This is a genomic window from Micromonospora sp. ABR4_055 (genome assembly GCF_056160425.1).
In genome coordinates this window covers 14,539-38,148 of the sequence record NZ_JBSWXD010000055.1, presented here as the reverse complement: position 1 = coordinate 38,148, position 23,610 = coordinate 14,539, and the positions used below count along the sequence as shown (strand labels likewise).

Sequence of the window (23,610 nt, the reverse complement as noted above, 5' to 3'; positions counted from 1 at the left end):
GGAGAGATGGGGAAGGGGTTGGTTTTTGGTGGGTGTTTTGTGCGGGGTTCCCCGGGTGCTGTTGCCTTGGTACCCCCCGCACGGTCACTTCTCCGCCGGCGGATCCGTCGGCGGCAGCGGCGAGGTGCGGCTCTTCGGCAGTTTCAGCACCTCGAACTGGTCGGTGCCGTCGACCAGCGCCGCCGAGGGGCGGGCCGGCGGCGCGGCGACCGGCGACGTACGACTGGCGGGGCCGGCGGTGTCGGAGCCGTTGCGGCCGTCCGCTGCGTCGCCGGTGCCTGGTACGGCATCGGTGCCGGTAACGGCTCCTGACGGCCGGTCCGGTGCCGCAGCGACGTCACTCGCGTCGTCGGTCGGGCCGGCCGACCGGCGGGTGGCCCGGCGCTGCCGCAGCCGATCCTTGGTGCCCTCGACCATGGTGTAGAGCGTCGGCACCAGGACCAGGGTGAGCAGCGTCGAGCTGAACAGGCCGCCGATCACCACGATCGCCAACGGCTGGCCGATGAAGCCGGCCACCCCGGTCAGGCCGAGCGCCATCGGCGTCAACGCGCAGATGGTGGCGATCGCGGTCATCAGGATCGGCCGCAGCCGACGCCGGCCGCCCTCGACCACCGCCTGGGACACGCTCATCCCCTGCTCGCGGTACTGGTTGATCAGGTCCATCAACACGATCGCGTTGGTCACCACGATGCCGACCAGCATCAACGCGCCGATCAGCGCCGGCACACCCATCGGCGTACCGGTGACGACCAGCAGACCGATCGCGCCGGTCGCCGCGAACGGCACCGACACCAGCAGGATCAGCGGCTGGACCAGGCTGCGGAACGTCGCCACCATGATCACGAAGACGATGGCGATCGCGGCGAGCAGGGCCAACCCGAGGTCGGCGAACGCCTCCGCCTGGTCGGCGCTGACGCCGCCGATGGTGTACGTCGCACCGGCCGGCAGACTCAGGTCCTCCAGCCGCTGCGACAGCTCGGCGCTGGTCTGCCCGACGTTCGAGCCGGTCGCGGTGCCGGTGACGGTGGCGCTGCGCTCACCGTCCACCCGACTGATCTGCACCGGCCCGTCGACTTCGGTGATGTCGGCGAAGGCGGCGAGGGTCGCCGGCCCGACCGGCAACGCCGCCAACTCCTCGGCCGAGGTCACCCGGGCGCTCGGGCTGAGCACCACGTCCAGCCGGTCGCCGTCGATGGTGACCTGTCCCAGCGGGCTGCCGCGGAAGGCTTGGGCGACGAGTTGCCCGAGCGCGGCCTCGTTCAGCCCGGCCTGAGCTGCCGCCGCGCGGTCGATCTGCACCTGCAGCCGGGTCACGTCCTCGGACAGGGTGCTGGTGACGTCGGCAACGTCCGGGGTCTGCGACATCGCGGTCCGGACCCGCTCCGCGGCGGTGGCCAAATCGTCCGGGTCGTTGGCCTGCACGATGACCTGCAGCTGGTTGCTGCTCCCGCCACCGGGCCCGCCGTCGGCCGCCCCGACCGTGATCTCGCCCAGGCCGTCGCGGCCGGCGAACTCGTCCCGCAGCTGCTGCTGCACGGCGATGTTGTCGGTGTCCTCGGTCAGGCTGATCGAATAGCTCGCCGTGGTGTTGCCGCCGCCACCGGCGAACGGGTTGCTGCTCGCGCCGATCGACACCTGGTAGGACTCGATCCCGTCGGTCCGCGCGAGGACCCGCTCCACCGAGATGGCGGCCCGGTCGACGGCGGCCAGGCTGGTGCCCGCCGGCAACTCCTGCCGCATGCTCAGGGTGTCCTGGCCGGCGTCGTCGATGAAGTTGGTCTCCAGCCGGGTGCTCAGCGCGAACGTGCCGAGCAGCACCGCCAGCCCGATGCCGACGGTGGCCCACCGCCGGGTGGTGGCGAACCGGATCACCGGCAGGTAGCCGCGCTGCAACGGGTTGCGCAGCTCCTTGGCTTCGGCCTCCTGCCGGACCTGCTCCACGTCGGTGCCGGCGGCGGCCGGCTTGAGGAACCAGTAGGCGAGCACCGGGATGATGGTGAGCGAGACCAGCAGCGAGGCGAGCAACGCGACGGTCACCGTGATGGCGAACGGCGCGAACAGCTGGCCGACGAAACCGCCGACGATCGCGATCGGGGCGAAGACGGCGACGGTCGCCAGGGTCGACGAGGTGACCGCGCCGGCCACCTCCCGGACCCCGGTCAGGATCGCGGTACGCCGGTCCTCGCCGTACTCCAGATGCCGTTTGATGTTCTCCAGCACCACGATCGAGTCGTCCACCACCCGGCCGACCGAGATGGTCAACGCGCCGAGGGTGAGCAGGTTGAGCGAGTAGTCGCCGACCCACAGGGCGATCAACGCGATCAGCACCGACAGCGGGATGGAGACCGCGGTGACCACGGTGGACCGGATCGACAGCAGGAAGACCAGGATGACCAGGACCGCCATCACCAGGCCGAGCAGGCCTTCGGTGGTGAGGGCCTCGATCGAGCGTTCCACGAACGGTGCCTGGTCGAACACTACGATCAACTCGGTGTCAGCGGCCGCGCCCAGCTCGTCGAGTCGATCCCGGATCTCGTGCGAGATGCCAACCGCGTCGCCGTCGGGGCCGGCGGTCACCGCGATCCCGAGGCTGTCCGCGCCGTTGGTCCTGGTGATCGAGGTGGCGGGGGCGGTCTGCTCGCTGATCTCGGCGACGTCGTCGAGCCGCACCGGCGGCCGGCCGGACGCGGTGAGATAGATCCCGGCGAGATCGCTCAGTGAATCGATCCTGGTGCCGACCTGGACGGTCAGGCTCTCGTCGCCGTCGGTGAGGGAGCCGGCCGGGATGGTGACGCCGTTGACCCGCAGGGCGTTGCCGATAGCGCTCGGGTCGAGACCGGCGTCGGCCAGCGCGGCGTAGTCGGGGGTGATCGAGACGACCTGCTCACCGGCGCCGGTGACGTCGACGGCGCGTACCCCCTCGATGGCTTCCAGCTCGGGCAGCACGACCTCGTCCAGACGTCCGGCGAGCCCCGGTCCGCCGGCGCCGGTGGCGGCCAGCACCACAGCCGGCAGGTCGTCGGTGCTGCCGGCGAAGACGGCCGGTTCCACACCGTCGGGCAGCTGGATCCGGTTGATCGAGGTCTCCAGCTCGTTGACGGCGCTGGTCAGGTCGGTGCCGAAGGCGAACTCGACCTGCACGGTGGCGAAGCTCTCGCTGGAGGTGGAGGTGACGCTCTCGAGGTCGGCGACGCCCGAGAGGGCGTTCTCGATGGGCTCGGTCACCTGCGATTCGACGATCTCCGGTGCCGCGCCGGGGTAGACCGCGCTGATGAACGCGGCCGGGAACTCCAACGAAGGCAGAAGCTGCTGTTTGAGCGTCGGGATGGTGACGGCGCCGAAGATCGTGATCACGACCGCGACGAGCGCCACGAGCCCTCGGTTGGCGAGGCTGAGTCTGGCGAGCAACGACATGTGCGGGCTCACTCCTGGAAGAGTCCGGCGGCGGAACGACGGGAATTGTTCGGCCAAGGCTAACAGTTAGCGTCACGCGAAGTTGTTGGGATATCGTCTGCGCACGGCGGGCGGCCGGCCCACCACCGTGCCGGACCAGAGGGAGCGCAGGTGGCCCAGCGGGACGAACTGATCGACCAGATCGTGGTGACCAGCCGCCGGCTGCAGGTCCTGTTCGCCTCCGACCGTTCCGACCCGCTGTTCGACTCACAGCTCACCGTGCCGCAGCTGAAGATACTGCTACTGCTCTACCTGCGTGGCAGCGCCTCGGGACAGGAGCTCAGCCAGGTGCTCGGGGTACGGATGGCCACGGTCAGCGGGATCGTCGACCGGCTCGCGGCCCACCGGCTGGTCGGCCGCCGGGAGGACCCCCGGGACCGGCGGGTCCGCCGGATCGAGCTGACCGACGACGGGCGGCAGCTGATGGACCGGATCGTCACCGCCGGCACCGACCGCCAGGCACGGCTGTTGGCCCGACTGGACACCGACGAGCTGCGTACCGTAGCCGTCGCGACCCGGCTGCTGGTCGACGCCGCAGAAGCCGACCTGGCCGAAACCGACACGCCTCAGGTCGAGCCGCGTCACACCCGACCGGCGACGTCGTCAGGCCAGGTCGAGGGCGCGGGCCGCGAGTAGCGGATCGTTGCCGATGGTGGTCGGTGCCGGAGCGGTGGAGATCGCCCACTCCGGGTCCTTCAGACCGTGCCCGGTGACCGTGCAGACCACGGTGGCACCGGCCGGTACCTTGCCGGCGGCGGCGGCCTGCAGCAGCCCGGCGACGCTGGCCGCGCTGGCCAGCTCGACGAAGACCCCGACCTCCCGGGCCAGCAGCCGGTACGCCGCCAGGATGTCCCGGTCGGTGACCGCGTCGATCAGACCCCCCGAGGCGTCCCGGGCGTCGAGCGCCTTGGTCCAGCTCGCCGGGTTGCCGATCCGGATCGCGGTGGCGATCGTCGACGGCTGGCGGACCACCTCGCCAGAGACGATCGGGGCGGCACCCGACGCCTGGAAGCCGTACATCTTCGGGACGCGGGTGGCGTTGCCGGCCTCGACGTCCTCCAGGTAACCCATCCAGTAGGCGCTGATGTTGCCGGCGTTGCCGACCGGAAGGCAGTGGATGTCCGGGGCGTCGCCGAGCCCGGCGACGATCTCGAACGCGGCGGTCTTCTGCCCGTGCAGCCGGAAGATGTTCACCGAGTTGACCAGCGCTACCGGGTAGTCCTGGGCCAGCTTGGCCGCCATCGACAGGCAGTCGTCGAAGTTGCCGTCGACCTGCAGCAGGCGGGCCCCGTGCACCAGCGCCTGGGCGAGCTTGCCGAGCGCGATCTTGCCCTGCGGCACGAGCACCGCGCAGGTCAGGCCGGCGCGGGCGGCGTACGCGGCGGCCGACGCGCTGGTGTTGCCGGTCGAGGCGCAGATGATCGCCTTGTTGCCCTCCTCGACCGCCTTGGAGACCGCCATCGTCATGCCCCGGTCCTTGAACGACCCGGTCGGGTTGGCCCCCTCGACCTTGAGGTAGACGTCGGCACCGACCCGGGCGGAGAGCACCGGCGCCGGCAGCAGCGGCGTGTTGCCCTCGTAGAGGGTGATCACCGGCGTGGCGTCGGTGACCGGCAACCGGTCCCGGTACGCCTCGATCAGGCCCCGCCACATGACAACCTCCTCGGTTCGCGCCGGCACAGCGTACCGGCGGCTACTGGCCGCCCTCGACCCGCAGCACGCTGGCGATGGAACGGACGACGTCCAGGCCGCGCAGCTCCTCGACGGTGGCCGCGAGGGCGGCGTCCGGCGCCCGGTGGGTGACGATCACCAGGCTGGCGTCGTTGTCCCGGCCGGACTGGCGCACGGTGGCGATGGACACGTCGTGCCGGGCGAACACCCCGGCGACGGCGGCCAGCACCCCGGCCCGGTCGGCCACGTCGAGGCTGATGTGGTAGCGGGTGACCGCCTCCCCCATCGGCCGGATCGGCAGGTCGGCGTAGGCGGACTCGCTGGCCGTGTGCACCCCGGCGAGCCGGTTGCGGGCCACCGCGACGATGTCGCCGAGCACCGCGCTGGCGGTCGGCGCCCCACCGGCGCCCCGGCCGTAGAACATCAACTGCCCGGCCGCGACCGCCTCGACGAAGACCGCGTTGAACGCGTCGCCGACGCTGGCCAGCGGATGGCTGCGCGGGATCATCGCCGGGTGCACCCGGACGCTGACCGACTCGGCGCCGTCGGCGCCCGGGCCCCGGTCGGCTATGCAGAGCAGCTTGATGGTGCAGCCCATCGCCTTGGCGCTGGCCATGTCGGCGGCGCTGACCTCGGTGATCCCCTCGCGGTGCACGTCGTCGGCGCCGACCCGGGTGTGGAAGGCCAGCGAGGCCAGGATGGCGGCCTTGGCCGCGGCGTCGAACCCCTCCACGTCGGCGGTCGGGTCGGCCTCGGCGTACCCGAGGGCGGTCGCCTCCTCCAACGCCTCGGTGAACCCGGCCCCGGTGGCGTCCATCGCGGAGAGGATGAAGTTGGTGGTGCCGTTGACGATGCCGGTGACCCGGGTGATCGAGTCGCCGTGCAGCGAATCGCGCAGCGGGCGCAGCAGCGGGATGGCGCCGGCCACCGACGCCTCGTAGAACAGGTCGGCACCGCCCTCGGCGGCGGCGTCGTGCAGGGTGCCGCCGTCCTCGGCGAGCAGCGCCTTGTTGGCGGTGACCGCGCTCTTGCCGCTGCGCAGCGCCTCGACCAGCCAGGTCCGGGCCGGTTCGATGCCGCCGACCACCTCGACCACCACGTCGACGTCGTCCCGTTTGACCAGGCCCAACGCGTCGGTGGTGAACAGCGCCGGGTCGACCGGCAGGTCACCCCGGGCCCGGTTGGGCCGGCGGACCGCGATCCCGGCGATCTCGATCGGCGCCCCGACCCGGGCGGCGAGGTCGGCAGCCTGCTCGTGCAGCAGCCGCACCACCTCGGAGCCCACCGTGCCGCAGCCCAGCAACGCCAGCCGTACCGGCTTACCCATGCTCACCCCATACCTCGCGACCGCGCGCCGCACGCGCTATCCACGTCGTCCCGCCGCCTGCGGCGCTATCCCACGTCCAGTGCCAGCAGATCGGCCTCGGTCTCCCGACGGACGATCACCCGGGCCGCTCCGTCGCGGACCGCGATAACCGGCGGCCGGGGCACATGGTTGTAGTTGCTCGCCATGCTCCGGCAGTACGCCCCCGTGCCCGGCACCGCGAGAAGATCTCCCGGCTGCACGTCGGCGGGCAGGAATTCATCCTTCACCACGATGTCCCCGGACTCACAATGCTTTCCCACGACGCGGGCGAGGATCGGAGCCGCAGTCGACGCCCGGGAGGCGACCGTCGCCGAGTAGGAGGCGTCGTAGAGGGCGGTACGGATGTTGTCGCTCATCCCGCCGTCGACGCTGACGTAGCTCCGGATGCCGTCGACGTCCTTGACGGTGCCGACCTGGTAGAGGGTGAACACCGCCGGGCCGATGATCGCCCGGCCCGGCTCGACCGACAGGTGCGGCACGGCGAGCCGCAACGCCTCACACTCACTGTCGACGATCTTGTTCATCCGCTTGGCCAGCTCGTGGGCCGGCGCCGGGTCGTCCTGGGTGGTGTAGGCGATGCCGAATCCGCCGCCGAGATCCAGCTCGGGCAGCTCGACGCCGCGCGCGTCGCGAATCTGCGCCTGCAGCGCCAGCACCCGCCGGGCGGACACCTCGAAGCCGCCGGTGTCGAAGATCTGCGAACCGATGTGCGAGTGCAGCCCGCGCAGCTCCAGCACACCCTCGTCGAGGATCCGGGCGGCCGCCTCGAACGCTGCGCCGCCGGCCAGCGAGAAGCCGAACTTCTGGTCCTCGTGGGCGGTGGCGATGAACTCGTGGGTGTGCGCCTCGACCCCGACGGTGACCCGGACCAGCACCTTCGGCCGGACCTGCCGCTCCCGGGCAAGCGCGGTCAGCCGGTCGATCTCGTCGAACGAGTCGACGATGATCCGGCCCACCCCGGCGTCGAGGGCCCGGGTCAGCTCGGCGACGCTCTTGTTGTTGCCGTGCAGGCCGATCCGCTCCGGCGGCATCCCGGCCGACAGCGCGACGGCCAGCTCACCGCCGGTGCAGACGTCCAGGTGCAGGCCCTCCTCGGCGATGATGCGCACCACCGCCCGGCACAGGAACGCCTTGCCGGCGTAGTAGACGTCCTGGCCGGCGAAGGCGGCCCGGAAGTCGCGGCAGCGGGCCCGCAGGTCGTCCTCGTCGAGCAGGTACGCCGGGGTGCCGTACTCGGCGGCCAGGTCCCGCACGTCCCGGCCGCCGACGGTGATCGACCCGGCGTCCGCCCGGGTCACCGTCCGCGGCCACAGCTGCGGCAGCAGGGTGTTGACGTCATCCGGGGTACGCAGCCAGCCCGGCCCCCGGCTGCCGAGGTCACCGTGCAGGGCCCCGGCCTCGTGTGCGCGCACGGCGCTACCGTCCTTCGTCGTGGATGGATCTGGGTCTGGGTACGTCGGCCGGGGTCACATCCGCTCGGGCGCCGAGACGCCGAGCAGGTCCAGGCCGTTGGCGATCACCGTACGGGTGGCGTCGTTGAGCCACAGCCGGGCCCGGTGCCGGTCGGTGATCTCCTCGTCGCCGAGCGGCATGATCCGGCACTTGTCGTAGAACCGGTGGTACGCCCCGGCCAGCTCCTCAAGGTAGCGGGCGATCCGGTGCGGCTCACGCAGCTCAGCGGCGGAGGCGACCACGGCGGGGAACTCGCCGAGCGCCTTGAGCAGCTCGTTCTCCTTCTCATGGTCGAGCAGCTCGGGCCGGAAGTCGTCCGGCCCGCCCCGCTGCAGCCCTACCTCGGCCGCGTTGCGGGCCACACTGGCGGTCCGAGCGGCGACGTACTGCACGTAGAAGACCGGGTTGTCGTTCTTGGCCCGGGTCCACCGCTCCACGTCGATGTCGATCGGCGAGTCGGACGAGTAGCGGGCCAGTGCGTACCGGGCGGCGTCGACGCCGATCGCCTCGACCAGGTCCTCCAGGGTGACCACGGTGCCGGCCCGCTTGGACATCCGCACCGGCGTCCCCTCGCGCACCAGGTTCACCAGCTGCCCGATCAGGATCTCCAGGGTCTGATCCGGGTCGTCGCCGAAGCAGGCCGCCATCGCCCGCAGCCGGCCGATGTAGCCGTGGTGGTCGGCACCGAGCATGATCACGACCTGGTCGAAGCCGCGCTCCCGCTTGTCCAGGTAGTAGGCGCAGTCGGCGGCGAAGTAGGTCCATTCGCCGTTGGACTTGCGCAGCACCCGGTCCTTGTCGTCGCCGAAGTCGGTGCTGCGCAGCCAGGTCGCGCCGTCGCGCTGGTAGGTGCGCCCCTGCTCGCCCAGCCGGGTCAACGCCAGCTCCAGCTCGCCCCGGGCGTGCAGGTCCTTCTCGTTGAAGTACGTGTCGAAGTGCACCCCGAACCCGGCCAGCGACGCCTTGATCTCGTCGAACATCAACGCCACGCCCTCGACCCGGAACAGCTCCCGGGCGGCGTCGTCGTCGAGGTCACGGACCTCGGGGTGTTTGGCGGCCACGGCACCGGCGATGTCGGCGATGTACGCCCCGCCGTACCCGTCCTCGGGCGCCGCCTCGCCCCGCGCGGCGGCGAGCAGCGAGTTGGCGAACCGGTCGATCTGGGAGCCGGCGTCGTTGAAGTAGTACTCGGTGCCGACGTCGGCCCCGGTGGCCCGCAGGATCCGGGCGAGCGCGTCACCGACGGCCGCCCAGCGGGTGCCACCGAGGTGCACCGGGCCGGTCGGATTGGCCGAGACGAACTCCAGGTTGAGCCGGCGGCCGGTCAGGCGGGTGCTGTGGCCGTACTCCCGGCCGGCCAGGACCACGGTGCGGGCCAGCGCCCCGGCGGCGGCCGAGTCGAGTCGGATGTTCAGGAAGCCCGGCCCGGCGATCTCCACCGAGGCGATCCCGTCGGCCTCGCTGAGCGCGGCGGCCAGCGCGGCGGCCAGCTCACGTGGGGCGGTGCCGACTCGCTTCGCCAGTTGCAACGCCAGGTTCGAGGCGTAGTCGCCGTGGTCTGGGTTGCGCGGACGCTCGACGGTGACCACGTCGGGGAGTAAAGATAGATCGAGGTCACGGTCGACGAAGACCGACCGGGCCGCGGCGCGGACGAGCTCAGCGAGATTGGCGGGAGTCACCAAAGCATGTTACCGGGGGTAGACTCGTGGCCTTGGCGGCGACCCTCACCTGCTGTGTCCCCGCTGAATGCCCCTTGACCGACCGACCTGACGAGGCACCACACCATGAGCATCAGCACCCAGGGTGGCGACAACCGCAACCCCTCCGTGGTCAGCACCGGCAAGCCGGCGGCCGGCGGCAAGCCCCGGACCGACGACAAGGCTGCGGGCAAGCCGGCGAAGGGCAAGTCGGCGAGCGGCCGGGGCGGTGGTGCCACGGCCACCCGGACCACCGGCGGCAAGACCAGTGGCAAGGCCGGCAAGGGCGGCCGCAAGCCGGTCAAACCGGTCAAGGTCACCCAGGAGCGCAACTGGGGTCCGATCGCGCTGATGGTCGGCGTCGGGGTACTGGCCACCGCGATCATCGGGTACGGGGCCTACGCGGTCTCCCAGGAGGCCCGGTCGTGGCAGGACCGCGCCTCGGAGATCACCGACCTGGTCAACTACCGGGAGGCCAACCCGGCGGCGCTGGACCCGATGGCCGGCAAGCAGTCGCACGAGTGGGGCCCGCTGGAGTACGAGATCCAGCCGCCGGTCGGCAGCAGCCACAACCCGAACTGGCAGAACTGCATGGGCGACGTCTACGACGCGCCGATCGCCAACGAGCACGCCGTGCACAGCCTGGAGCACGGCGCGGTCTGGCTCACCTACCAGGAAGGTCTGCCCGCCGACCAGGTCGAGACGCTGGCCAGCAAGATCCAGGGCAACGAATTCACCTTGATGAGCCCGTTCGAGGGCCTGGAGTCGGCGGTCTCGCTGCAGGCGTGGGGCTACCAGTTGGCCGTCGACGACGTCAACGACCCACGGATCGACGAGTTCATCCGGGCGTTGCGGCAGAACGCCACCGTCGAGCCGGGCGCCACCTGCTCGGGTGGGATCACCGCCACCGGCACCACCCCGCGTGACATCGGCGCCCAGGAGCAGCAGATGGACGGCGGCGCCGGGTCGTGACCACCAGGACGGAGACGGACGCGATGGCCGACACCGGGCGGGGGCCCGTCGACGGGCCGGCGACGCAGGACCGGCCGGCCTACCCGGCCGGCGGGGATCCGACCGATCCGCCGACGCCCGGTGGCGATGCGGCCGAAACCAGCCGCCGTGGCCGGTTCGGCACCGCGTGGCTGGCCGCAGCCGTCGTGGTCGGTCTCCTGCTCGGGTACGCCGCCGGCCTGCTCACCCCCGGTCTGCTGCGTCCCGGCGACGCCTCGCCGGAGGCCGGGTTCGCCCGGGACATGTCGACCCACCACGCGCAGGCCGTGGAGATGTCGATGATCGTGCTGGAGCGCAGCGAGAACCCGGCGGTGCGGACCCTCGCCAGCGACATCGCGCTGACCCAGCAGAGCCAGATCGGCATGATGCAGACCTGGCTACGTGAGTGGGGCCTGGAGCCGACCGGCACCCAGCCCCGGATGGACTGGATGGAAACCACCGGCGAGTGGGCGGTGGTCGACGGTCTGATGCCGGGGATGGCCACCGACGCGCAGCGGGCCGAGCTGAGGGCGGCCACCGGTGCCGAGGTGGACCGGCTGTACCTGTCGCTGATGCTCACCCACCACCTGGGCGGCATTCACATGGCCGACGGGGTGCTCGAGCTCTCCGACGACGAGGATGTGCGCTGGCTGGCCGAGTCGATGGTGAGCGGCCAGCAGAAGGAGATCGAGCTGATCCGTACCCTGCAGTCCCAGGTCGGCGGCTGACACCGCACCGCCCGACGGCGGCCCTGTGCTTACCGGCACCGCCCCGCCCGTCCCGGTCTCTGCCGGGGCGGGCGGCGTCGTATCCGCCTTTATCCCGTGGTACCCCGCCACCTCCAGCCTTGCCCGTTCCATGCCGCTATACCATGACTTCGCATACTTTGCCGGACTCTACCGTCTCAGACGTTTTCTAGGCACATATCGCTACCGTCCTGATACAGCCTCGTTGGTCCTAGCGTGGGGGCACTTCTTAGCGATACTCGGAGATCGATCACGAGCTGGTGCCGACGGCACACGCTCGGCGGTGACGGCGCGGTGGCGGCCCGCCGTCGCGGATCACCCACCGGTGACGCTGGCGGGCTGACACCGGAGCAGGAACTCGACCTGATCGGCCTGTTGCGGGGCCGATGGCCGGAGGACCACGCGCTGGACGACGAGCTGTGGAGCCGTCGTACGGTCGCGACGCTGATCGAGCGACGGTTCGGGCTGACGCTGAGCCCGGCCGACGTCGGCCACTACCTGGACGCATGGGGGCTGGCGCCCCGGCGGCCGGAGGAACGCGCCTGCGGGCTCTGCGTCGACGCGGTCAACGAGTGGGTGGAGCGGGTCTACCCGACGGTGCTGCGCGCGGCCCGGGAGCACCGGACGGACCTGTGGTGGCTCGGTCGGACCCGGTTGCACGGCACCACCCCGGCTGCGGACGTGCTGTCGGCCGCCTCGGTACGCGGCCAGATCCGGTTCATGATCCTGACGCCGTCGATCGATCCGCCGCTGCCGCGCGAGTTCCTGCTGCGGCTGTGCGGACCGGACCGGCGCGGGGCGCATCTCGTGGTGGATGGCTCCTGGGCCAGCTCCGAACTGCCCCGCCGGTTGCCCCGGAGCATCGTCACACACCTGCTGCCCAGCTGCGCCCGCCCGGCCCGGTCGGCCTGAGCAACTCCGGCGTCGCGGCCGGCGACCGGACCACCGCGCCGGCCGGGACCGGACACGGCGGATACCGATTCGGCGACCCGGTGCTGGGTTTGCTAATCTTCCTGGGTCGCTGAGCCCCCGTAGCTCAGGGGATAGAGCACCGCCCTCCGGAGGCGGGAGCGCAGGTTCGAATCCTGCCGGGGGCACACTTGCTGAAGAACCCTCGACCTGCACGACAAGGCCGCTGACCAGGGCGATTCCAGTCAGCGGCCTTCATTGTCTGTCATACTGTGTCCGGCCGTCACCGGCCCGTGGCGAGCAGCTGTGCCGAATGCCGCCAGCACGCCCAGCCCTGCCGTGGTGGTCGCCCCGTCGAGTGCGCCGCAGCAGATCCAGAGCCTGTTCGCCAGCCGCTGCGTCGATGTGCGCGGACCCGATACGCGGGACGGCGCCCCCGTTGCAGCTGTGGGACTGCATCAACGCACCCCAGCAGCAGTGGCGCCTGTTCTGATGAGAACCAGCTGACCAGCTCTCCGAAGAACCCAGAACTCGACACCGGACGCCAGACGCCGCAATTTTCGCCATCTGCCGATCCCGCCACCCCACCGAAGGTATTTCTGCCCGTCGATTTCTCTCGGTATAGGTATCCGCCCCGCGCGACCGTGACAGTCACGGTCTGCCTTTCACACCCCTACCTCGGGAGGAACCTTGTCCACGCGACTGACGCAACGCGTACGTCGATCAACGCTCACCCTGGTAACCGCTGCCGCCGTAGCGCTGCTGCTGCCGGTCAGCTCGGCCACGGCGGCGGCACTGGACCGCTCGGCCGGCAGCGGTGCCACCGCCGCACCCGTCGACGTCTTCATGAAGGACCATCCGTCGGACGTCGGAATCCAGCCGCACGGGCTGAACCCGATCTGGGCGAGCCCCGACATCAAGGTCTGCCCCACCGCCGTCGAGTGCGCGACCAGCCAGAACCCGATCGTCGGGCAGACCAACTACATCTTCATCAAGCTGCGCAACCCCGGACCGTACGGTTCCGGCGGCATGGAGCAGGGTGAGATCCACGTCTACCGGACCACGCCGGGTGGCGGCGCGACCTGGCCCACCCACTGGACCGAGATCGGCTGGATGTCGGTGCCGGTCTACGCCGGTGTCACCACCGTCACCATTCCCTGGAACGGTGTCCCCGGCCCGGGGCACTTCTGTCTGCTCGCCCGCTGGGTCTCCCCCAACGACCCGATGGCCTTCGAAGGTCCGAGCAACAGTGTGAACACCCGGAACAACAACAACATCGCCTGGCGCAACGTCGACTCGGTGGCGCTGTCGACCAGCGGGCAGACCGAGGTCCGGCCATTCGCGATCGGCAACGTCCTGCGGGAGCCGACCCGCAACAGCGTGGTCTTCAGCGCGGAAGGTGCACCACTGCAGGCCGCTGGCGGGCGGCTCGTGGTGGATCTCGGGCCGACGTTGTTCGCCCGCTGGGTCGAGGGCGGCATGGCCGGCAAGGGCATCCGGGAGGCGGGCCGTAACCGGGTCGAGATCGTCGAACCGGGCCAGGCCAGTCTGGACAACCTGATGCTCCGGGGCAACGAGCGGCTGACCATGCGACTGCTGTTCACCGCCACCAACCCGGTCGATAAGCCGATCGCCGTACTGGTGACGCAGTTCGGCCCGGACGTCGACGGCTCCGACCGGGCCGACCTGGGTGGTGTGCGCTACGACGTGACCGTCAGCAAGCAGGACCGTTAGCCACCTCGCAGGGCAGGGACGGAGGTGGCGTCCGGGACCCGTGACCTCCGTCCCGACGAGGTTCCGGATCTGCTGGCTCAGCGAAGACTGACCCAGCAGGTCCGGACCTTGTACGTCGCGGTGCTGGCCCGCAGCTGCACCGGGCCGGTCGGCGGTACGCCCATCGAGAAGAACCCGGCCTCGTCCACCTGGACGTCCTCGTACTGCCCGGCGGCCGACCGGGCGCTGAGCCGGCCCGTCGCGGCCGGAGAGAGCTGCCCCACCACCCCGGTCGCGGTGACCTCGATGGCGAGGACCACCGGGCCGGAACGGAAGGTCAGCGTCCGGTCGGTACCGCCGGACCGGGTCGATCCGGCCGGATCGAGGTCACAGGCCGAGTCGAAGACCAGCTCGGCGACCGCCAGCTCGGCGTCGACGGTCCGCCAGCTGAACGCGGCCAGTGCCGCGGCCAGGAAGTGCTCCGGTACCGGTCCGGAGTCGCGCAGGGCGGCACCCAGCTCGATCAGCAGCTCGTCGTCACTGTTTGGTGGCCACTGCCGCATCACGTTCACCTCCGTTCCCCTGCTGCCCCCCGGGCGGGCCGATCCTGACGTACGGGGCGAGGGCTGGGCAGTTGCGCAGCTTCGCCAAGCATCGGGCCTGGGTCGGGCCGACACTTCCAGTGGGCATGCCGAGTTGCTCGCCGATCTCACGGTAGCTGGCCGGCGGGTCGGCGACGAGTAGCGTGAGTAGTTCCCGGCAGCGCGGCGGCAACTCGGCGAGCGCGTCACGCAGCGCCTGGCACCGCTCGTCCCGGAGCAGATCCTCGTCGGGCGTCGTCGGGTCGACCAGCCGGAAGACACCGACATGCGCGTCGGTCGACTCGTCGTACGGGTCGAACGGCTGCGTACGCCGGCCGAGCCGCAGCATTCGGTGACACTCCCGTCGGGTGGTGGTCACCAGCCACGCGGGCAGAGCGTGTGCCTCGCGCAGCCGGCCGAGGTGCTCGACCAGCCGCAGCCAGACGGTCTGGTTGACGTCGGCGGCGTCGGCGTGGTCGAGCCCGTGGCTGCGGATCACCGCCGCTACCAGCGGGCCGTACCGGTGGACCAGCGCGGACCAGGCGGTCTCGTCGCCGGCGGCGGCAGCGGAAACCAGGTCGGGGACGGTAGCCGGCGCTGGGTCGGTAGCCGGTGCTGGGTCGGTAGCCGGTGCTGGGTCGGTAGCCGGTGCTGGGTCGGTAGCCGGCGGTGGGTCGGGGACGGCGTCGGGGCTGCTCATTCGACCAGCACGCCGTAGTCGGGGTGCCAGGCCGGGCCGGAGGTCAGCACCGCCGCGGCGGCCGCCGCGTCCAGCCCGGTGCCGGTCATCAGGGCGGCGAGCCGACCGGAGACGTGGCCGGTGGCGAAGGAGGTGCCGGCCCAGGCGGCGAAGCCGTCGAAGTGCAGCACCGGCTGGCCGGGCAGGACCATCTCCCCGTCGACGTACGTGCTGGTGCGGTCGCCGTACGCGCTGGCGTCCACCCACGAGCCGTAGTTGCTGTAGTCAGCCGGCACCGGGACGCCGTCGGTCGCGTCGAGGGCGGCGACGGCCAGCACACCCGGCAGCGCCGCCGGCCAGGACGGACGGCGGGTGCCGGCGTTGCCGGCGGCGGCGACCACCGCCGTCGTCTTGGGCAGCGCGGCGACGGCGTTGGCCAGCGGCAACGGCGGCTGGTCGTGCTGCGTGAAGTAGCCGAGGGAGAGGTTGATGACCGACACCTGCGGACCGAGCCGGCCGATCGCGGCGATCAGGCTCTCCTCGTCGCCGATGCCGTTGGCGTCCAGTGCCGACTCCGGGTCGACCCGTACACCGGGGGCAGCCTGCCGTACGACACCGGCGACGAAGGTGCCGTGCCCGCCCTGCAGGGCCAGTTGGGTGCCGCCGAGGTACAGCGGGTCCTCGTCGTCGGGCTCCGGCAGGTAGCTGCCGCCGAGCCAGTCCGGGTGCACGTCGCCGGCGAGCCGCCAGATGCCGGTGTCGCAGACACCGACCGTGACGTCGGCCCCTTCACCGAGCCGGGCCGGATCCGGCGGTGGAAGCGCGGCCGCTACCCGTGGTGGCCCGCCGGGGTTGCCCATGATGTTGCCGAAGCCGAGCAGGACGTGGTGCGGCTGCACCTGCGGGGCCCGCCCGCCGGGCCACTGGCGCGGGTCGCGGAGCTTGTCGACCACGGCCGGGACGTCGGTCTCCCGGTCGAAGCACAGCCGGCCGACTTGGGCGAACCCGTCGTCCTCGGTGACCTGGTGGCCATCGGCGCGCAGCCGGGCCGTCACCCGCTCGACGTCGGCCGGGGCGACCAGTAGCTGCCGGGGACGGTAGAGGAACTCCTTGCCGGCTGCCGCGGTGTACCGCCGTACCGCCGGGTGGGCGGCCAGGATCTCCAGGAACGCCCGTTGGTAGCTCTGGTCGAGGGACCGGTCGGCGGGCCCTGGCGCGCCGGCCTGGCCGGTCGGGTGCGACCAGTTGGTCGCCGGGCCGAGGGGCAGCAGCGCGGCCGCCAGCGCGGACCACCCCATCAGCTGCCGGCGGGAGACCTGCCCGGGGAGACCCGGCACGGGGTGACGGTGGTCGGACGACACCTGACCCTCCAAGCGGGTGGGAGACGGGGCCGGCACCACGAGGGCGACCACAGAAGGTTACGGGACCGACACGATTATTTCAAAGGATAGTTATGTGTCAATTAAATGACTGGCGCCCGGGTGCCGCCGTTGACCCGGGGTGCACGGGTGGGGAATTCTCTGTCTCGTGACCGAACGCACCGATTCCGGTGTCGACCTGGCACAGCGGGCCCTGGACACCGTCCAGCGCTACCCACACGAGGCCATCTCGATCGCCCACCGGGTGCTTGCCGACGCGCCGGACGCCCGCGCCCGATCCACTGCGGAACGCGCCATCGGCCTGGCGTTACGCGAGCTCAACGACCTAACCGGCGCGGCACGCCACCTGCACCGGGCGGTGCGGGCTGGGGACGACGCCCGGCTTCGGGCGCTGGCCCGGATGAGCCTCGGCTACGTCCTGGCCAGCGCCGGCCGGACCACTGCCGCGCTGCGGGTCGTCACCCTGGCCCTGCCGCAGCTGACCGGCGCCGACGCCGGCCGGGCCCGGATGCAGCGCGGCGTGGTGCTGCACTACCGGGGCCGGTTCGACGAGGCGGTCCGCGACTACGACCAGGCGGTGGAGATCGGCCGCCGTGAGGGCGACCTCCTGCTGGAGGCGCGCGCCCGCAACAACCGGGGGCTGCTCAACGCCCACCTCAACGCCCATCTCGATGCCGACACCGACGACGACCTGAACCGCGCCGCGGCCATCTTCAGTCAGCTCGGGCTGGACCTGGCCGCCGCCGACGCCCGGTGGAACAGCGGCATCGCCACCGGGCAACGCGGCGACGTGGCCGGCGCGCTGCACTGCTTCGCCGAGGTCGACAACGAGTACCGCCGGCTCGCAGTGCCCCGCCCCGCGCTGCTGCTGGACCGCTTCGAGCTGTTGCTGTCCGTACCGCTGATCGACGAGGCGGTCACGGTGGCCGAGACCGCCGTGACCGAGCTGCGCCGGCTCGGGATGGCCTCGGACCTGGCCGAGGCGCTGCTCGCCCAGGCGCGGGCCGCGCTGCTCGCCGGCGACCTGGCCACCGCGGCCGACACCGCCGGGGCGGCACGTAGCCGGTTCCGACGGCAGGGCCGGCGGGCCTGGGCCACCCTCGCCCGACACGTCGAGCTGCGGGCCGGGTACGCCCGGGGCACCCGGTCCCCCGCGCTGCTCGCCGCGATGATCCGTACCGCCGACCAGCTCGACGCCACCGGCTGGCCCGGACCCGCCCTCACCAGCAGGATCGAGGCCGCCCGGCTGGCCACCACGCTGGGCCGGCACAGCCGGGCGGTCGAACTGATGGAGGTCGCCGCGGACGCCCGGCGGCGGGGCACCGCACCCCGCCGCGCCCAGGGGTGGTACGCCCTGGCGTTGCGCCACCGGCTGGCCGGCGACGAGTCCGGGGCGGCCCGTGCGCTGCGCCACGGTCTAGCGGTACTCGACGGACACCGCGCCTCGCTCGGCGCGACCGAACTGCGGGCCAACAGCGGGACGTACGGTAAGGAGCTGGCCGCCGAAGGCCTGGACATCGCCATCCAGCGGGGCGCACCGGCGCAGGTGTTCACCTGGGCGGAACGGTGGCGGGCCAACGCGCTACGGATGCGGCGGGTCTCACCGCCACCGGATCCGGACCTGGCCACCGCGCTGACCGAGCTGCGGATGGTCAGCGCGGCACTCGAGGACGCGTTGTTGGCCGGCAACCCGGTGCAGACGCTACGCGGCAGTCAGGCCCGGCTGGAGCAGCGGATCCGGGAGCTGGCCCGAGGGGTCAACGGTGGCGGCGAACTGCTCGCGCCGCCCGGGGTCACCGACCTCGCTGCGGCGCTCGGCGCCGCCGTACTGCTGGAACTGGTGGCGCACGGCGAGCGGCTGCTCGCGGTGCTGGTCCACGACGGCCGACCGACGCTGCACGACCTCGGGTCGTTGACCGACGCGGTACGGGTGGCCCGGCTGCACCGGTTCGGGTTGCGCCGGCTGGTCACCACCGGCGACAGCGCCGACGCCCGGACCGGGGTACGGCACACTGCCGGCGCACTGGACCGGCAACTGTTCGATCCGGTACGCGACCTGATCGCCGACCGTCCGCTGGTGATCGTGCCGATCGGCGACCTGCACGCCGTACCGTGGTCGGGTCTGCCGACCTGTGCGGGCCGGGCGGTGACGGTGGCGCCATCGGCGACGGCGTGGCTGCGGTCCGCCGGCCGGCGGTCCGGCGGGGTGGATCCGCAGCCGGCCGGCGGACCGGCGGCTGGGGCGCAGCCGGCCGGCGGGCCGGCGGTGCTGGTGGCCGGGCCGCGACTACCGGCTGCCGAGACCGAGGTACGGCAGCTCAGCGCGGTGCTGCCCGGCTCCCGCACGCTCACCGGGGCCGCTGCCACCGCCGACGCGGTAACCGGGGCACTCAACGGCGCGCGACTGGCCCACATCGCCGCGCACGGGCGGTTCCGGGCGGACAACCCGCTGTTCTCCACACTGGAGCTGGCAGACGGACCATTGACCGCGTACGAACTGGAGCGGATCATCAGTCCGCCCGGTTGCGTGGTGTTGTCGGCCTGTGATTCCGGGCTGGCCGGGGTCCGCCCCGGCGACGAGGTGATGGGCTTCACCGCGGTGCTGCTGGCGCTGGGCGCCCGCTGTCTGATCGCGACGGTGCTGCCGGTGCCGGGCGAGCTGACCACCGCGCTGATGCTGGAGTTGCACCGCGAGATGCTGGCCGGGCATGCTCCGGCGGTGGCGCTGGCCCGGGCACAGCGGGCGTTCGCCGCGGACCCGGACGGTGCGGTCGGGGCCCGGCATGCGACGGCCGCCGCGTTCGTCTGCTTCGGCGCCGGTTGAGCCCAGGTGCAGTCGGCCGCTCCGCCGTTGGCGTTGTCGAGGGGCCGCAGAATCCGCCTGCCACCGTACCGGACCTCCGGTTAGCTGACGAGCGACGACGCTGGCCGACCCCGCCGGGCCCGCTGTCACCACCCTGGAAGCAATAGCCCGGGCGGGCGAGGTCGGTGAGCTGTCCGTGGTCGATCTGAACTACCCGTTCACTGCGGGAGTCGGTCTGTCCGAGGTGAAGGACGCGCTTGCCGAGGCCGGCCTGGCCGCCATCGGCATCACGCCGGAGATCTACCTGCGCAGGTTCAGCAAGGGCGCCTTCACCAACCCGGACCCGGCGGTACGGTCCACCGCGCTCGACCTCATGCACGAGGCGGCCGGAGTCGTCCGCGAGCTCGGCGCCGACTACGTCAAGATCTGGCCTGGTCAGGACGGCTGGGACTACCCGTTCCAGGTGGACCACCGGCAGCTCTGGGCACTGGCCGTCGACGGCATGCGCGAGCTCGCTGGCGCTCATCCCGACCTGAAGTTCGCCATCGAGTACAAGCCACGCGAGCCCCGGGTGCACATGACCTGGGACTCCGCCGCCCGTTCGCTGCTGGGCATCCAGCAGATCGGCTTGGACAACGTCGGGGTCCTGCTCGACTTCGGTCACTCACTGTACGGCGGAGAATCGCCCGCCGACGCCGCTCAGCTGCTCATCGACCACGGCCGGCTCTACGGGATGGACGTCAACGACAACCTCCGCGGCTGGGACGACGACCTGGTGGTCGGCACCGTTCACCTCACCGAGATCTTCGAGTTCTTCTACACCCTGCGGGTGAACAACTGGGAAGGCGTCTGGCAGCTCGACCAGTTCCCATTCCGGGAGGACAGCGTCGAGGCGGCCCGGCTGTCCATCCGCTTCCTCAAAGCGGTGCACCGAGGTCTGGACCTGCTCGACATTCAGGCACTACGCGAGGCGCAGCACCGCCAGGACGCACTCACCGCGCAACGCCTGGTGCAGGACGCCCTGTTGCGATCGATGGCGGTAGACCGATGAACGCGGCACCGGTCGCTGCCCCCGACAACTCGGCGCTGCCGGTTCTCGGTCGGATCGGCCCCGGGGCCGGCCGGGAAGCGATCATCGCGCACATCCGGGAAGGCGCCCGGCTCATCCGGCGACGCGACATCAGCATGATCAACGCGGCCGGGCTGGGGCATGTCGGTGGCGAGTTCAGTGTCATCGACATCCTGGCCACCCTCTATCTGCACGTGCTGGAGATCTCCGCAGACCGACTGGATGATCCCGAGCGAGATCGGCTCATCCTGTCCAAGGGTCACGCGGCCGGCGCACTCTACGCCACGCTGGCCGCCGCCGGTCTGCTCGACCCTGTCGCCCTGGACACGTTCCTGCAGCCGCTGTCGAAGCTCAACGGACATCCCGACCGGACCAAGGTCCGCGGTGTCGAGGCCAACACCGGCCCGCTCGGGCACGGTCTGCCGATCGCGGTCGGCACCGCCCTGGCCGGCAAGCTCGACGGTTCCCGTCGACGCACCTTCGTCGTCCTCGGCGACGGCGAGTTGCAGGAAGGCTCCAACTGGGAGGCGATGATGGCCGCCGCACACCACCGGTTGGAGCGCCTCACCGCGATTGTCGACCGCAACCGGCTGCAGCAGGGTGCCCGGGTCGCCGACACCAACGAGCTGGAGCCGCTCGCGGACAAGATCCGTGCGTTCGGTTGGCAGCCGGTCGAGGTAGACGGACACGACCACGGCGCGCTGCTCGACGTGCTCACCCGCGCCCCGGCCGACGGCAAACCCACGTTCGTGATCGCCCACACGGTGAAGGGCCATCCGATCACCTTTATGAGCGACGAGGTCGCCTGGCACCACAAGGTCCCCGACGCCGACCAGGTTGCCACCGCCCTCGCTGAGTTGGAGACAGAGTGAGCGCCTTGACGACCGATCAGGTCCTGCACGACTGCCGCGACGCCTACGCGGCGACCCTCGTCGAGCTCGCAGCAACCGATCCACGGATCGTCGCGGTGGTCAACGACTCGGTGGGTTCCAGCAAGCTGAGCGAGTTCGGCAGCAGATTTCCTGACCGGCTGATCAACGTCGGCATCGCCGAGCAGGACATGGTGGGCGTTGCCGCCGGCCTGGCCAACGGCGGGAAGATACCATTCGTCTCGGCCGCCTCGTGCTTCCTCACCGCCCGCGCGCTCGAGCAGATCAAGGTCGACGCCGCGTACTCCAACCACAACCTGAACCTGTGCGGGATGAGCCCGGGCATGGCGTACGGCGAACTGGGACCCACCCACCACTCGATCGAGGACCTGGCCTGGCTCCGTGCCATACCCAATCTCACGGTCATCGTGCCCAGCGACCCCGCCGAGACCGGACAGGCGGTCCGCTGGGCGGCCGGACATCCCGGGCCGGTCTTCATCCGGGTCAGTCGGATGGGAGTCGCTGCGGTCAACGCCGAGAACTACCGCTTCGTGGCCGGGCAGGCGGTCCGGCTCCGCGAAGGAACCGACGTCACGATCATCGCCAACGGAACCGTCGTGTCCGCGGCGATGGAGTCCGCCGGCCTGCTGAGTCGGCTTGACATCGAGGCTCGGGTGCTGTCGATGCCGACCGTCAAGCCGCTCGACGTCGACGCCGTCGTCGCGGCGGCACGGGACACCGGCGCGATCGTCACCGTCGAAGAGGCGCTGACCACGGGTGGCCTGGGCGGAGCGGTCGCGGAGACCGTTGTGCAGCACCATCCGGTTCCGGTCAGGTTCGTCGGCGTCCCCGGCGTGTTCGCGCCCACCGGTTCGGCCCGGTGGCTGCTGGAGCACTTCGGGATCTCTCCCGCCGGCATCGTCGACGCGGCCCACCGGGCGCTTCGACGCTGACCCGCACGGGGTTCCGAGTGTTCTGCGCGTGCGTCTGCCGACCGGAAGGCGGGCGCTACGATCGGCAGGGATCGGCCAACCGGCCCTCGGGCAAGTGCCAGAGGGTAGCCACCAAGCCGCAGCTGAGGAGGATGTCGTCGGCACGAAACCACGAGCGGCATACAGCGACGACCAGGTTCGGCTTGTCGCGAAGGTCGCCCGCATGTACCACGAACGAAACATGCGGCAGACCAGCATCGCCGATGAGTTGCACATCTCGCAGGCACGTGTGTCCAGGCTGCTCAAACGAGCCACTGAGATTGGCATCGTCCGGACGATCGTGTCGCTGCCGGCCGGTGTCCACACCGACTTGGAGGAGGCTGTCGAGCAGCAGTACGACCTGCATGAGGCCGTGGTGGTCGATGCCTCGAGTGTGGATGACCTGCTCCCAGCTCTGGGCGCGGCGGCAGCCGACTACCTGGAGACCACCCTCACCGGCGGTGACCGGGTCGGCATCTCCTCGTGGAGCGCGACTCTGCTGGCCGCTGTCGAACGGATGCGTCCGTCCCGCGCCCGCGTCGTTGATCAGGTCGTCCAGATCGTCGGTGGCGTCGGGAATCCTCGCGTGCAGGTACGCGCAAACCTGCTGATGAGCCGATTCGCGGCGATGACCGGAGCCGAGCCACTTTTCATGCCGGCGCCGGCGATGCTCGGCACCGAGGCTGCTCGCGAGGCGTTGTTGCGGGATCCCACTGTCGCGGAAGTGCTGCAGACCTGGCCGAAGCTGACGATGGCACTGGTCGGCATCGGCAGCCTCGAGCCCTCGCCACTGCTACTCGAGAGCGGCAACGCCCTCGCGGAGCCTGACCAGGCGGCCCTACGCGCCGGCGGTGCCGTAGGGGATGTCTGTCTGCGGTTCTACGACGCCGTAGGTCAGGCCGTGCACACCCCGCTCGGCGACCGAATCCTTGGCATCAGTCCCACAGAGTTGCAGACGATTCCCCGGAGAGTCGCCGTCGCTGGCGGGAGGAACAAGCTCGCCGCCATCCGCGGCGCGCTGCTCGGCAAGCACGTCAATGTGCTCATCACCGACCTCACGGTCGCCCAGCTTCTGGTTGACACCCCAGATCGACCTACTTCCCGGTAGCTCATTCGATTTTGTTTCGCCGAGGCCAGCGAAACTGGTAAGTCTGGCAGGTCGACAAGATTGCCTACCGCCGCAGTCAACCGATGTCGCACCCTCGTCGAGCGGGTATTCATAACCGACTTTCCTTGCAGCGCCCGGCCCCTACTGGCATGAT

Annotated in this window: 18 protein-coding genes and 1 tRNA gene; 11 read left to right on the top strand and 8 right to left on the bottom strand. The window is 71.1% G+C overall.

Going from position 1 to position 23,610, the window contains the following annotated elements:
* Positions 1–84: 84 nt before the first annotated feature.
* Complete coding sequence (locus ACXAHD_RS14990; RefSeq protein WP_281555689.1) at positions 85–3,414, bottom strand: efflux RND transporter permease subunit; 3,330 nt, start codon at positions 3,412–3,414, stop codon at positions 85–87.
* A 150-nt stretch (positions 3,415–3,564) separates the two neighbouring features.
* Between ACXAHD_RS14990 and ACXAHD_RS14985 the strand changes: the two genes are divergently transcribed.
* Positions 3,565–4,089 carry a MarR family winged helix-turn-helix transcriptional regulator gene (locus tag ACXAHD_RS14985; RefSeq protein WP_281551380.1) on the top strand — a complete coding sequence of 175 codons (525 nt, stop codon included), beginning with the start codon at positions 3,565–3,567 and terminating at the stop codon, positions 4,087–4,089.
* Here the strand turns inward: ACXAHD_RS14985 and thrC are convergent.
* The 4 genes from thrC to argS form a co-directional block, all read right to left on the bottom strand.
* Positions 4,057–5,106 carry a threonine synthase gene (gene thrC, locus ACXAHD_RS14980; RefSeq protein WP_281551381.1) on the bottom strand — a complete coding sequence of 350 codons (1,050 nt, stop codon included), beginning with the start codon at positions 5,104–5,106 and terminating at the stop codon, positions 4,057–4,059. The two genes, ACXAHD_RS14985 and thrC, sit on opposite strands and share 33 nt — an antisense overlap.
* Positions 5,107–5,146: 40 nt before the next feature.
* On the bottom strand, positions 5,147–6,451 hold the full coding sequence (locus tag ACXAHD_RS14975) for a homoserine dehydrogenase (RefSeq protein ID WP_282234783.1): 1,305 nt from the start codon (positions 6,449–6,451) through the stop codon (positions 5,147–5,149).
* A gap of 65 nt (positions 6,452–6,516) precedes the next feature.
* Complete coding sequence (lysA, locus tag ACXAHD_RS14970) at positions 6,517–7,902, bottom strand: diaminopimelate decarboxylase (protein WP_475051197.1); 1,386 nt, start codon at positions 7,900–7,902, stop codon at positions 6,517–6,519.
* Positions 7,903–7,956: 54 nt separating this feature from the next.
* Positions 7,957–9,621: an arginine--tRNA ligase gene (gene argS, locus ACXAHD_RS14965; RefSeq protein ID WP_281551383.1), complete on the bottom strand. Its 1,665-nt coding sequence runs from the start codon at positions 9,619–9,621 to the stop codon at positions 7,957–7,959.
* 105 nt (positions 9,622–9,726) lie between these two features.
* Between argS and ACXAHD_RS14960 the strand changes: the two genes are divergently transcribed.
* The 5 genes from ACXAHD_RS14960 to ACXAHD_RS14940 all read left to right on the top strand — a co-directional run bounded on the left by ACXAHD_RS14960 (position 9,727) and on the right by ACXAHD_RS14940 (position 14,018).
* Entirely contained in the window at positions 9,727–10,611 is an 885-nt protein-coding gene (locus ACXAHD_RS14960; protein ID WP_475051194.1) for a DUF3105 domain-containing protein, read from the top strand.
* Positions 10,612–10,634: 23 nt separating this feature from the next.
* Entirely contained in the window at positions 10,635–11,357 is a 723-nt protein-coding gene (locus ACXAHD_RS14955) for a DUF305 domain-containing protein (RefSeq protein ID WP_475051203.1), read from the top strand.
* Between the two features lie 234 nt (positions 11,358–11,591).
* On the top strand, positions 11,592–12,287 hold the full coding sequence (locus ACXAHD_RS14950) for a winged helix-turn-helix domain-containing protein (RefSeq protein ID WP_475051192.1): 696 nt from the start codon (positions 11,592–11,594) through the stop codon (positions 12,285–12,287).
* Between the two features lie 113 nt (positions 12,288–12,400).
* Positions 12,401–12,472 (top strand) — tRNA-Arg (locus tag ACXAHD_RS14945).
* A gap of 502 nt (positions 12,473–12,974) precedes the next feature.
* Positions 12,975–14,018: a hypothetical protein gene (locus ACXAHD_RS14940; protein ID WP_475051190.1), complete on the top strand. Its 1,044-nt coding sequence runs from the start codon at positions 12,975–12,977 to the stop codon at positions 14,016–14,018.
* A gap of 77 nt (positions 14,019–14,095) precedes the next feature.
* Here ACXAHD_RS14940 and ACXAHD_RS14935 read toward each other — a convergent pair whose 3' ends face one another.
* The 3 genes from ACXAHD_RS14935 to ACXAHD_RS14925 are packed head-to-tail and all read right to left on the bottom strand — an operon-like array spanning position 14,096 to position 16,594.
* Positions 14,096–14,560: a hypothetical protein gene (locus ACXAHD_RS14935; RefSeq protein ID WP_281551389.1), complete on the bottom strand. Its 465-nt coding sequence runs from the start codon at positions 14,558–14,560 to the stop codon at positions 14,096–14,098.
* Positions 14,535–15,278, bottom strand: coding sequence for an RNA polymerase sigma factor (locus ACXAHD_RS14930; RefSeq protein WP_475051188.1), 744 nt, complete (start codon positions 15,276–15,278; stop codon positions 14,535–14,537). The genes ACXAHD_RS14935 and ACXAHD_RS14930 overlap by 26 nt, the downstream gene beginning before the upstream one ends.
* Positions 15,275–16,594, bottom strand: a complete 1,320-nt coding sequence (locus tag ACXAHD_RS14925; RefSeq protein WP_281551391.1) for a S8 family peptidase — start codon at positions 16,592–16,594, stop codon at positions 15,275–15,277. The genes ACXAHD_RS14930 and ACXAHD_RS14925 overlap by 4 nt, the downstream gene beginning before the upstream one ends.
* A gap of 190 nt (positions 16,595–16,784) precedes the next feature.
* On the opposite strand from ACXAHD_RS14925, the gene ACXAHD_RS14920 reads away from it, so the two are divergent.
* From ACXAHD_RS14920 to ACXAHD_RS14900, 5 genes are all read left to right on the top strand, one after another.
* Positions 16,785–19,460 (top strand): CHAT domain-containing protein, encoded by a 2,676-nt coding sequence (locus ACXAHD_RS14920; protein WP_475051185.1) that lies wholly within the window; start codon positions 16,785–16,787, stop codon positions 19,458–19,460.
* 175 nt (positions 19,461–19,635) lie between these two features.
* Positions 19,636–20,490 carry a sugar phosphate isomerase/epimerase family protein gene (locus ACXAHD_RS14915; RefSeq protein ID WP_281551393.1) on the top strand — a complete coding sequence of 285 codons (855 nt, stop codon included), beginning with the start codon at positions 19,636–19,638 and terminating at the stop codon, positions 20,488–20,490.
* On the top strand, positions 20,487–21,380 hold the full coding sequence (locus ACXAHD_RS14910) for a transketolase (protein ID WP_281551394.1): 894 nt from the start codon (positions 20,487–20,489) through the stop codon (positions 21,378–21,380). Before ACXAHD_RS14915 ends, ACXAHD_RS14910 begins: the two co-directional genes overlap by 4 nt.
* A gap of 5 nt (positions 21,381–21,385) precedes the next feature.
* Positions 21,386–22,330 (top strand): transketolase family protein, encoded by a 945-nt coding sequence (locus ACXAHD_RS14905; protein ID WP_281567281.1) that lies wholly within the window; start codon positions 21,386–21,388, stop codon positions 22,328–22,330.
* Between the two features lie 28 nt (positions 22,331–22,358).
* Entirely contained in the window at positions 22,359–23,456 is a 1,098-nt protein-coding gene (locus ACXAHD_RS14900) for a sugar-binding transcriptional regulator (RefSeq protein WP_475051182.1), read from the top strand.
* Positions 23,457–23,610 lie beyond the last annotated feature (154 nt).

Coding starts and splice junctions, on each gene's coding strand:
- ACXAHD_RS14990 (WP_281555689.1), bottom strand. CDS start 3,414: ATGTCGTTGCTCGCCAGACTCAGCCTCGCCAACCGAGGGCTCGTGGCG.
- ACXAHD_RS14960 (WP_475051194.1), top strand. CDS start 9,727: ATGAGCATCAGCACCCAGGGTGGCGACAACCGCAACCCCTCCGTGGTC.
- ACXAHD_RS14910 (WP_281551394.1), top strand. CDS start 20,487: ATGAACGCGGCACCGGTCGCTGCCCCCGACAACTCGGCGCTGCCGGTT.
- ACXAHD_RS14935 (WP_281551389.1), bottom strand. CDS start 14,560: ATGCGGCAGTGGCCACCAAACAGTGACGACGAGCTGCTGATCGAGCTG.
- thrC (WP_281551381.1), bottom strand. CDS start 5,106: ATGTGGCGGGGCCTGATCGAGGCGTACCGGGACCGGTTGCCGGTCACC.
- ACXAHD_RS14955 (WP_475051203.1), top strand. CDS start 10,635: ATGGCCGACACCGGGCGGGGGCCCGTCGACGGGCCGGCGACGCAGGAC.
- ACXAHD_RS14975 (WP_282234783.1), bottom strand. CDS start 6,451: ATGGGTAAGCCGGTACGGCTGGCGTTGCTGGGCTGCGGCACGGTGGGC.
- ACXAHD_RS14930 (WP_475051188.1), bottom strand. CDS start 15,278: ATGAGCAGCCCCGACGCCGTCCCCGACCCACCGCCGGCTACCGACCCA.